Annotated in this window: 10 protein-coding genes; 4 read left to right on the top strand and 6 right to left on the bottom strand. The window is 42.7% G+C overall.

Translation table 11 applies throughout. The features are described 5' to 3' along the window. From KBY68_RS12055 to KBY68_RS12045, 3 genes are all read left to right on the top strand, one after another. Positions 1–1,296: MATE family efflux transporter (locus KBY68_RS12055; protein ID WP_255097436.1), on the top strand; the 1,296-nt coding region annotated here is incomplete at its 5' end. Between the two features lies 1 nt (position 1,297). Continuing rightward, positions 1,298–2,965: a hypothetical protein gene (locus KBY68_RS12050; RefSeq protein ID WP_255097435.1), complete on the top strand. Its 1,668-nt coding sequence runs from the start codon at positions 1,298–1,300 to the stop codon at positions 2,963–2,965. Further along, complete coding sequence (locus KBY68_RS12045; RefSeq protein WP_255097434.1) at positions 2,966–3,937, top strand: glycosyltransferase family 2 protein; 972 nt, start codon at positions 2,966–2,968, stop codon at positions 3,935–3,937. It abuts the gene before it with no gap. Here the strand turns inward: KBY68_RS12045 and KBY68_RS12040 are convergent. Genes KBY68_RS12040 through KBY68_RS12025 form a run of 4 tightly spaced genes read right to left on the bottom strand, consistent with a single transcriptional unit; the run spans position 3,899 to position 7,541 of the window. After that, positions 3,899–4,654 (bottom strand): class I SAM-dependent methyltransferase, encoded by a 756-nt coding sequence (locus tag KBY68_RS12040; RefSeq protein ID WP_255097433.1) that lies wholly within the window; start codon positions 4,652–4,654, stop codon positions 3,899–3,901. The genes KBY68_RS12045 and KBY68_RS12040 overlap by 39 nt on opposite strands. 34 nt (positions 4,655–4,688) lie before the next feature. Then, positions 4,689–5,654, bottom strand: a complete 966-nt coding sequence (locus tag KBY68_RS12035; RefSeq protein WP_255097432.1) for a glycosyltransferase — start codon at positions 5,652–5,654, stop codon at positions 4,689–4,691. Beyond that, a complete protein-coding gene (locus KBY68_RS12030) occupies positions 5,651–6,715 on the bottom strand; it encodes a glycosyltransferase family protein (RefSeq protein ID WP_255097431.1) in 1,065 nt (354 codons plus the stop codon). The genes KBY68_RS12035 and KBY68_RS12030 overlap by 4 nt, the downstream gene beginning before the upstream one ends. 19 nt (positions 6,716–6,734) lie before the next feature. Then, positions 6,735–7,541 carry a hypothetical protein gene (locus KBY68_RS12025; RefSeq protein WP_255097430.1) on the bottom strand — a complete coding sequence of 269 codons (807 nt, stop codon included), beginning with the start codon at positions 7,539–7,541 and terminating at the stop codon, positions 6,735–6,737. Between the two features lie 133 nt (positions 7,542–7,674). On the opposite strand from KBY68_RS12025, the gene KBY68_RS12020 reads away from it, so the two are divergent. Continuing rightward, positions 7,675–7,938: a hypothetical protein gene (locus KBY68_RS12020; RefSeq protein ID WP_255097429.1), complete on the top strand. Its 264-nt coding sequence runs from the start codon at positions 7,675–7,677 to the stop codon at positions 7,936–7,938. On the opposite strand, the gene hisS is transcribed toward KBY68_RS12020, so the two are convergent. Both hisS and KBY68_RS12010 read right to left on the bottom strand, forming a co-directional pair. After that, positions 7,927–9,198 (bottom strand): histidine--tRNA ligase, encoded by a 1,272-nt coding sequence (hisS, locus tag KBY68_RS12015; RefSeq protein ID WP_255097428.1) that lies wholly within the window; start codon positions 9,196–9,198, stop codon positions 7,927–7,929. The two genes, KBY68_RS12020 and hisS, sit on opposite strands and share 12 nt — an antisense overlap. Next, a partial coding sequence (locus tag KBY68_RS12010; RefSeq protein ID WP_255097427.1) for a hypothetical protein occupies positions 9,195–9,768 on the bottom strand: 574 nt, incomplete at its 5' end. The genes KBY68_RS12010 and hisS, both read right to left, overlap by 4 nt.

The raw sequence follows: 9,768 nt of genomic DNA, 5'->3' as shown, positions 1-9,768 counted from the left end.
GCTCAACTGATATGCACGCTCGGTAGAATTGGAACAAACTACTCCTATGCTGTACTGCTCCCGCAGCAAACATCCACAAATGAAATCAACAAGCTAACATCCACATATAGCATTACAAGCCTAGCAACATCTGCAATTATTGCAATATTTGCCATATGGCAACTTAACAAGTCTGGGGGAATTCCATCTTATTTACTAGAGAAAATAACTCCCATAAATATTATAACATTCACTTATCTACTAAGCGACTCACTCTCTGAAACAATCTGGAGTATTCATCTTGCAAAGGGGAAGTTCAAATATGTATTCCTCAGAGATGTTTGGGTGGCCCTAAGCAAAGGCACCTTACCTCTAATTGGGTGTCTAATCCTTGGGCCGATAGGAATTCTGCTGGGGCTTGGCGTAACAAGCTTTCTAAACTGTGGCATTGCAATTAGGATGTTATACCCTAAAATTATCAAGGACGATTTAGAAAAGACAAATAGATCAATTTTTAACATAAGGTACTACCATTTTAGCAAGCTTCGCACATTGTGTGCGAAAGGATTGCCATTTTTTAGCGTTCCACTTGCTACAAATATGATACTATGGCCAATCCTACTTAATTATGTAAACACCGAAGGCCTCAACAATTTAGATGGCCTAAGAATCGCTCAGATTTGCGCTCAGTCATTAGGTTTAATAAGTGGTTCATTGATGCCTGTATTACTTATCAAATCAAGCGAAAATCAATTAAGTGGCAAGTTATTAAATCAACAATCTTTCAAAGTGTGCTGGCTGCTTTCAATCATAATCTTTAGCCTGTTCACACTACTGGATACAAATTTACTGCCGTTTATATTTGGCTCCGCATCTGGGGGAGCAATCAGCCTCGCAAGAATTTTTGTACTCGCCGCAGGGGTTCAAGGCCTTAGTCAAATACCTTTACAACGGCCAATGCCAACAAAAATGCTAGTGCGTATATCCATGCTGCAAGTTGTGAGCTTAATTGCGGCGGCTTTGATTATGATTGTTGTGCCCAATATACAGAATGGTCTTATCGCCTACTCAAGCATTACTCTTATTAGTCCATTACTAACAATTATATTCCTACCAGGGTTCTTGGGGGAAAAACTAATATCAGGCAACGACAACAATGCCCCCGAGCTGATTATATCCTCAATTCTACTGATCACCTGTTATCAAAACAGAACTGAACCAATTCTTATGGTGCTAATATTAGGGGGCTTGCTGGCAACACTAATAAAAAACAGGGAATTTATGCTCCAAACTATAAGAAAATTTGTCAGGGCCTAAAATGAATATCAGATTGGCCTTGCCTCAATCACGATGGGATCCATGGTTGCTAGGTTTCTTTGCAGCCATATCAGAATTAATTGGCCGATTGATTTTCCCAAACTGGGATGTGAGCTTTGTACTTTATGGTGCCAGATTCTGGATGGATAGGGATGGTCCATGGCTAAGCGTTTGGCCAGGCTTAGACTTCCTATTAGGAGAAATAGCAAAAAAGATTGGACAGCCAGAAGCAGCAATAACAATTGTGGGTATGGCGTTGAATATAACGATGACTTTAATTGTATGGAAAATATGCAAACAGATCCAAATGGATCGAACATTAATAATAGCTGCAGCACTAGTTACAGCACTTTGGTTTAAACCACCCCTAGGTGGATGGGTTGGCGATCATCTCAGCTTTTTAGTATCTCTACTTCCAGCTCTTATACTAGCTATGCAGCTAGGCAAATGGAATGCATGGCTCGGAATTATCTCTGGGGCTTGTTTGTCGTATGGTTTAACACTTAAGCTTAATAATAGCGTTCCAGGACTCACAATAAGCACGATCTGGATTTACTTAACTCTATGGCAAACTAATGGAAGAAAATTGCCAAGCTTTAAAGCTACAGCAAGGGGGGTTGCTTGGGTGTTAACAGGCGCTGGAGCAATGGCCATATTCCTGAGCATAATAATAAGGGTGCCAGGAGGGGTTTATCCAAATATTATTGATACCTATGCTAATGTATTAAAATCACAAGCAACTAGTCAAGCAAATTTGCTAAAGTTATTTCAAGTCCCATTGCAAATTAATTTATCCGAGGCCATATCAAATCAGCAAGCAGGAGTACTAGTATTTATCCCCATAGTAATTCTATATTGGGTATCATTGTTCTGGTCTAGCTGGAAGTTGCGGGATGGCGGAATAACAACAATGCGTCATGCCACTGCAATTCTATTTTTAATTAGCACATCTATAGTGGGCTTAAGTCTTGGAAGGGGACTAACGCATAGAATGTTTATCCTACCAGCTGGAATTATTATTAGTTTGTCTGATATCCCCTTAGCATTAAGAAAGAGAAAAATGATAATAATTGGATTTCTGGGATACCTTATAGCTAACTGGCTGAGTTTCGCTTATGTGCAGCGTAATCTAGAAAAACAACCAGGCTATAACAGCCGGCTATTAACCCAACAACAGCCACTACCAAAACTTTGTTTAATATCCAATAATAAGACAAGCGTATCTAAATTTTTGTTTACTAATGGCAATATAAAGGTCTTAGAACAAGATGGAACGCTAGAAAATTGCTGGAATAGTGAGGAGGTAAAAAGAGATTTTGCTGGGCTTGTTGATGTACAAATTATTGCCAATACAATGGGTATCAGTTTTCGAAATCAAGAGATAGGAAAAGGCGACTTTCGCGAAAAATGGGACTGGAGGCAGGCTACCCCCCAGGGAAGAAGTAAATGGCTGAAAAGGCAGCTGGACTTAATCAACAAGCTAAAATTACCTTACCTTTTAGAGCGATTACCGTTGACCAAAGCGGAACTAGAAATCCCCGGTTATGCAGCTTGGAAAGCGCCCAGGCTTAAACAAAGACAAGAACTTATTAGAGCCCTAGGTGCTGAGGAGATAGGTAAATTTGAAGACATCACACTCTGGCGTACTCATTGGTATAAGGAGAAATAGATGCCTGTTCTGTCTTTGATAATTCCCTGCTTCAATGAAGAGAGTTCATTGCCAATCCTAATTGATGCTTTGAAAAATGTAAAATTTAAATTTATAGAGAAAATAGATCTTGAAATTATCATAATTGATGACGGCAGCCGCGACCTAACTGCTAATGTTGCCTTGAAGCTAGCAAAAGCCAATAAAGATTTGGCTAAATGGAAAATATTAGAACTATCGCGAAATTTTGGCAAAGAGGCTGCTCTCATAGCCGGTTTAGACCATTGTAAAGGTGATGCCTGCATATTTTTAGATGCTGATTTACAAGATCCACCAGAGCTCATACCTAACCTAGTTCAAAAATGGCTTTCTGAAGGAGCTGAAGTTGTTAATACCGTACGTCGTACAAGAGCCGGAGATGGATGGTTAAAAAATTTAAGTTCTTTTTTATTTTACCGAATATTCAAAAAGATTAGTCGGCTTGATGTTAGGCTAGATAGTAGCGACTATCGCCTACTTGATAAAACTGTTATCAAAGCAATCTGTTCATGTAGGGAGCAAGTAAGATTTAGTAAAGGGTTCGTAGCGTGGGCAGGATTTAATCAAATTAGCATTGAATATGCTAGGCCTCCGCGTATATCTGGCAAAAGCGCATGGAGTTTATGGAAACTCTGGAACTATGCATTAGATGGTATTTTTAGCTTCTCTACAATTCCACTAAGAATATGGACTTATATTGGATTAAGCATGGCAACCATTTCCTTTGCGTATGCAATATGTATCACAGTAACAGCGCTATTGGGGGGCATCAATGTACCTGGGTATGCTTCAATTGTTGCCATTATTAGCTTTCTTGGCGGAATCCAGTTGATGGGCATAGGAATAATTGGTGAATATATTGGAAGGATATTTATTGAGAGTAAAAAGCGTCCAATCTATGTAATCAGAAACCTCCTAATTACTGAAGGGTCTTGCAACAACGAATATGGATAAACCTGGCATACGCGATAAAGCTGGTATTATTCTCAATAACCTGCGCTCGATTTCTAAAATTATAAATAAAGTAATATTTAGCCAAGGCTTAGGAATTTTCAACGAAGACACTGGTTCCTTAGCAGGCTTAGTTAATAAGCGCTGAATTAAGACAATAGGGAATAACAAAGTTAAGAACGGATGCTTATATTCAACATCCCAACCACTTGCGTTAAGAACCTCAATCAACCGAGACGGACTATAGCGTCTACAATGCTCTAGGTATCGGTCATGGTCGCTCCAGAGGAACTCATAGGCCGGAACGCAAACAACAACAATACCTCCTGGTCGCACCCTTGCTCGAAGCAATTGCAAAGCTGCACAATCTTTTTGAATATGTTCAATAACATCAATTGCAATAATCAAATCATATTCTTGATCGCTGGGAACACATTGCAAATTCGTAAAGCCTAACTTTTCTTTTTGACAGCTATCAACAAAAGCTTCATCCACTAAATCCCAATCTATTGATACTCCATTTATAATACAACCAAGACTTTTACTCATCACACCGTTACCTGCTCCGAAATCAAGTCCCCGAAGTTTGATATTAGCTTGTTGCTTTTTCAACCATGGTGTGAGTAAATCATATAAGCACCTCACCTTGGCGCGATAATACCAATGATTCTGCTGTGCCTCAAGGCTTGGGAACAGATGAGCCTCCTTTAAATCTGCCATAGCAATGCCAAGAGCAGAGATACTAGTACAGTAATTAAAGAAACGAAGAACCTCTTAAAGCTCTTAATCTTTTAGGCAACCAAGCCAAAAGAGCAATGAAAACAGGCCATAGGCCAACTGATTTATGAATTTCCAATAGGCCAGGCCAGAATCCCTGCCAATGACCTGTTGCTGCCTGTTTGAAAAGATTCCAAAGTTGAAACTGAAGCCAATGGAAGGCCCATTTATATCGTTTTGATTCATTTTGCAACATTGGATGAGCGAGCAAGAGCTGTTGCACAACCAGAATTTCCTTCAACTCATCTCCACTGCGTCGATTGGAATTTGAAAGCTGTTTGTCATGGGTTCTAACAAAGGCAATAGGGTTTCTATTAAATAGAACTTGACCCTGCTCTGAGGCTCTAATAAGCCACTCCCAATCAGCTGCATGACGCCATTCGCCACGAAAACAGCCAGCTGAATTCCAAAGCGCCCCAGAAAAACACATGCCCGTTAGATTCCCATTGAGGCTACCCAAGCGCAACAGAGCAGGAATAAACACTTGAGCTGGTATGAGCGTGGTGTGCTTGCATAATTGATCATGGTACATAGATGAGATAGATGGGCGAAGAGTCCCATTTGAATTTATTGAAAGGTGTGTGCTGATGATCAACTGTGATTGAGGCCATTTCTCATGCAGATGCCGCAAGTTGGCTATTGCATTAGGTAACAACTTGTCGTCACTACAAAGGAGGAGCCACCAATCGGAAACGTATTCACCTAATACCTCATTTAAATTAGCAAATAAGCCAAGATTTTTTGATCTGCGTATCCAAGTAGTGCGCTTATCAAGAGCAGGCCCACTTTTAATAAATGCGTGTGCTTTAGCATCACAGCCATCATCAGCAAGTAGTAATTGCCAATCGGGATCAGTTTGAGTTTTCAAGCTATCCCAAGCCTCTGGCAAAAACTCTGAATCTCCGTATACAGGCAGAATCACTACAAGTTGATTTATTGTCATTTATGTGATACCCACCATTCCAAAATAGTTTGCATACGAAACTTATAAGTATGCTGATCTGATTGCAAAGATATCCTTCCAAGTTTACGCAATTCACCACACAAATCATCATCCCTTAGAAGTATTTTACAGCGTTGAGCTAGCTGCTGGGGGTTAAGAAAAAATCCTTCATCAGGATAGTTTGGAAGCAAAGCACGATGTTCATCAGTATCTTGCATTAAACCACAGGCACCAATGGCGCCAATTTCATAGGAACGGTCGGTTGACTTATCATGATTTGATGCTCGCAACAAACCCAGAACCACCCGCGCATGAAAAAGTGCCTTGCAATAGTTAATCCCGCGAACTATATTTTCGCGCTGCCAGCCAGGAGTTGAAAGTTGCTGCCAACTTGCTCCATAAATTCTACATTTATTAAAACCTATGGAATCGGCTGCACTTTGGGCAGCGTTTAGCCAAGGAAGTCTTTCAGGGGCCCCCGTACCAACAAATGTAATATCTGAAGAGAATAGATCTTGGTCCCCAATATCAAGCGGTAGCGGAGGGTAATGCAATGTTGAATCGTAGGCAAATGGCAGCCAGGTTGTTGAGCTTACACCTACAGAATGCAAGCGCTGCTGCAAAGCTACTTTGGTACTAAAAATATGATCATAATAAGGTAGATTAACTATAAAAGATTTCCGTTTATGAATTGGATTCCAAGGATCATCCGTGAGCCAGTTCACTATTTTACCTCCGTAGGCATCCACCGCTTTAAAAACACTTTCCTTAAGGGGAAATATACCAGTAACTAGCACTAATTGAGGTTTTAGCGCAGCAATTTGCTTTATAAGTTGCTTTTGATAGTTCCACCACTCCCAACTGCGTCGATCTGCAAGCCTATAAAAAATTTTACCTGGCAATGCAGCCATGGAAGGCGAAAAAATGCTAGCTGCGCTGTTATAACTAACATTAGGATTTAAATTAAAATATTTAGCACTATTTACCAGTTTGCTTCCTAATGCTTCGGGGGTTGAGGTATCTGCTAGAAGCAGCAATTTAATTTGGTATTCAGAATTCACAAGTGTTATCTAAAATCACTCAGAAAGAAAATGTAAGCCTAGTATTTAATGCACCTTTGCATAAGTCTAACTCTGTTCCACATGAACTGTTATATGGTTTTCCCTCCTTATAATCAGTAACTTGCCCACGCCAACTGTGATAAAGGATTGATGCTGTGAGCGGTATTTTGGTAAAAGGTTTATAACTAGCGCCAAAACCTGCTAACAAACCGGCATATTCTGCAAAAACTGATAGGTGCTGATTAAAACTAAAACCAATATTAGCAATAGGACCATAGGTGCCATAATTAAGGCCAGTTTCAGCTGTTTGATTGGCTGGCTTAAAGAATCCATTGCCAACACCCGCACTAACACTAATAACTGCTGGTGGATCACCTTTGGATCCAAAGATAGGGCCAAGATCAAATAGTTTACTTAATAAAATTGCATAACTTTGACCACCATCAGCTGCAACAGTTCCCCTTACTCTTGTGGTACCAATGGGGCCAGTGTTGTCGGTACTAACTAATTTTTCACCGATCCAAGCAGCACCAAGAGTTGGATCCAGATTAGCTTTCAATTGAAAACCAAAGGCCAATCCAAGCCCTTCACCTCCAGCAAGAGGAGAAGAAGAAGTATCACGATTAACAATTGATTCTGCCATGTTTGCATTCACGCCCAGAGAAAAATCACCAATAATAAGAGGGGTGAATTCAGCTAACCATCTACTATCAGAGCAATTGCGGTTACTCGTATCTACACGCCAGCCACCGCAGCGATTAGTGCCAATATTATATGGGTTTGTTTTACTTTCAATTTGAAAAGTAAGTGTGCCCCGATGGGCCACATCTTGCCTAAAAGCTGTTGGCACCCAAAAACCAACTTCAGGATATAAAACACCGCCATAACTAAAAGCCCTACCAACTGAACGGGCAATTGCTTGTGGTTTAGGTGGCTGCTGCGGCTTGATTGGTGTGGGTGTGGGTTCTGGACTGGTGGGTGCCTGGGCCCATCGCACTGGGTTGGATGTTGCTGAACCATTCGTGGGTAGTTCTACCCGTTGCCAACGGGGTGTGGAGGAAGCAGTTGATTCTTGCTTGGTTTCGTTATTGGTTTCGCTTAAGGGTATAAGGGTGGGAACAGGCGTAAAAACAGGGGGGGCATCTACAACCGGTTTCCATTGCACCGCCAGCAGCAGCAATAGGGAAGATGCAAACAAACCAGCCTTAGAGCTATTGAACTGATTTTATCTGCTCCTCAAGCATAAAAGCCAAGAGCTGGTGCAGTTCCAACAGTTGGCTGCTGTTGGTATGCAGATTTTTTAGTTGCAGCTGGCCGCTACTGGCTTCTGCTTCAGCAATCAAAAGTGCCCATGGGGCAGTGGTTTTAGATGCGCGTTTTAATTGTTTTGAAATCCCCGCCCCACTGTGATCTAACTCAACGGCAAAGCCAGCATTACGCAATAAACGGCTTGCCTGCAGGCCAAGGCTGGTGGCTGCTGCGCCTTGGCAAACCACATACAGATCGATATTGCGCTGTTGTGCTGCAACCTCTGCACTATCAAGCAAAAGCACCAAACGCTCTAGGCCCATGGCCCAACCGATGCAGGCCGTTGGCGCACCACCAAGCTGTTCCACTAAACCGTTATATCTACCGCCCCCACATACGGTGGACTGGGCGCCGAGGGCAGTGCTTGTGATTTCAAAGGCTGTGTGTCCGTAGTAATCAAGGCCGCGCACTAGGCGTGGATTTAATTGATAGGGAATCTGTAAATCATTAAGGGCAACCTGCACCTGCTCAAAGCGCTCCTGGCTTTCGGGGCATAGGGCCGCTAGTAAATTGGGCGCATCTGTGAGCAATTGCTGGGTGTTTAGATCTTTTGAATCCAATATGCGCAATGGATTTGTGTGTAAGCGTTCTTGCGAATCGGGATCAAGCTGGTGTTGATGTTGCTCAAGCCAAGCCAATAAACTACTGCGATAGTTAGCTCGATCTTCTTTAGTGCCGAGGGAATTGAGTTGTAATTTGAGATCTTTTAAACCTAAAGCTGCCAATAAATCCCATGCAATTGCAATCGCTTCTGAATCACTGGCGGCTTGATTAAAACCAATGAATTCAAGGCCGATCTGATGGAATTGACGCATCCTGCCCGCCTGGGGCCGTTCATAGCGAAACATCGGCCCGCCATACCAAAGCCGTTGCGGCCCCTGGCTTAATAGGCCCTGTTGGATGGCAGCACGCACCACCCCAGCTGTGCCCTCTGGCCTTAGGGTGCAACTGCGCTCACCACGGTCGATAAAGCTATACATCTCCTTACCAACCACATCAGTTGCCTCGCCGATGCCACGGGCAAATAATTCAGTGGCCTCAAGCAAAGGTGTGCGGATTTCCTGCACGCAAGCGCAGCGGAATTGCTCACGGGCAACAGCTTCTAACCACTGCCAGGTGCTGGTGGCAGCAGGCAGGAGGTCGGCCATGCCCCTTAGGGTTTGCAACTGATTCACTTGCATTTAGGTCCTTGGGTTATTGGATCTAGGTGCAGTAGTAAAGCCTGCTGCTGGCCTGGAGGTGGCTGGGGCGCTTCCTGCAGCCACTGGCCATGGGCAGCTAGGGCCAATGAATTTTTTGGTTGCCTCAGAGTTATAGGTTTTGCATTTGAACGCAGCAACACTGGAACAAGCACCGTTTTACATAAACCAGCCACCGGCTGATGCCATTGCATGGCTGGGGCAAGCTCTGCGGTAGCAGAACCAAGCACCTTACGAAAAAAACTACGCCATTCGCTCGGCAATGGCAGCAATGGATTTGCACTGGCCTGCCAGCGGGCCCTTTCCACCAGAGCAGCTGGCGGCATAGTTGGTTCATTAAGTGAATCGAGGCTAAGAACACCACCCAATGCCTCTGCACCACTAGGTGGGCCATCTGCAAGCAATTGATTGGCTGGCATCGGCGCTTGATTTGCCTGGAAATTTGTGGGCGAAGGCTTAATTAAACTATTAAAACTTCTTGGCTTTTGAATAGATTTCTGCTTTAATTCAACGGAAGAAAGGGGTTTTATAGGTTCAACATATAGT

Source organism: Synechococcus lacustris Maggiore-St4-Slac, from assembly GCF_024345595.1.
GTDB classification, from domain to species: Bacteria; Cyanobacteriota; Cyanobacteriia; order PCC-6307; family Cyanobiaceae; genus Synechococcus_D; species Synechococcus_D lacustris.
This window is presented reverse-complemented; position numbering and strand designations above follow the sequence as displayed.

Bases quoted from the DNA above. Each gene is read 5' to 3' on its own strand.
- KBY68_RS12050 (WP_255097435.1), top strand. From the start codon at position 1,298: ATGAATATCAGATTGGCCTTGCCTCAATCACGATGGGATCCATGGTTG.
- KBY68_RS12035 (WP_255097432.1), bottom strand. From the start codon at position 5,654: ATGACAATAAATCAACTTGTAGTGATTCTGCCTGTATACGGAGATTCA.
- KBY68_RS12040 (WP_255097433.1), bottom strand. From the start codon at position 4,654: ATGGCAGATTTAAAGGAGGCTCATCTGTTCCCAAGCCTTGAGGCACAG.
- KBY68_RS12045 (WP_255097434.1), top strand. From the start codon at position 2,966: ATGCCTGTTCTGTCTTTGATAATTCCCTGCTTCAATGAAGAGAGTTCA.